The organism is Escherichia sp. KCJ4928 (genome assembly GCF_004352695.1).
Taxonomy (GTDB): domain Bacteria; phylum Pseudomonadota; class Gammaproteobacteria; order Enterobacterales; family Enterobacteriaceae; genus ECMA0423.
Genome location: NZ_SJWV01000768.1, coordinates 1 through 255 on the forward strand (window position 1 = coordinate 1; position 255 = coordinate 255).

General features: G+C 52.2%; 1 protein-coding gene. It reads right to left on the bottom strand.

All coding sequences use genetic code 11. The features are described 5' to 3' along the window. Window positions 1–255 (bottom strand): IS3 family transposase (locus tag E0D98_RS26685; protein WP_165941093.1); only part of this gene is annotated, 255 nt, incomplete at both ends.

Consider the following 255-nt stretch of genomic DNA (forward strand, 5'->3'; position numbering starts at 1 on the left):
GAGTTCGTAGTCGCTCTGAACTTGCGTTTCTGCTTACAGCGTAGCCTTAGCTCCTTACGAAGACGTGCCAGTCGGTCACGACCAACGATGATGCCATTCTCTGCCAGCTCCGTCTGGAGCCGCCGGGGTCCATATGTTTCGCGAGTGCGGATATGTGCCACCTTAATCTCCAGTTTTAGCCGCTCATCACTTTGTTTTCTGTCTGAGGGTTCATGCTGTACCCGGTTGTAATAACCGCTCCTGGATACACCAAAT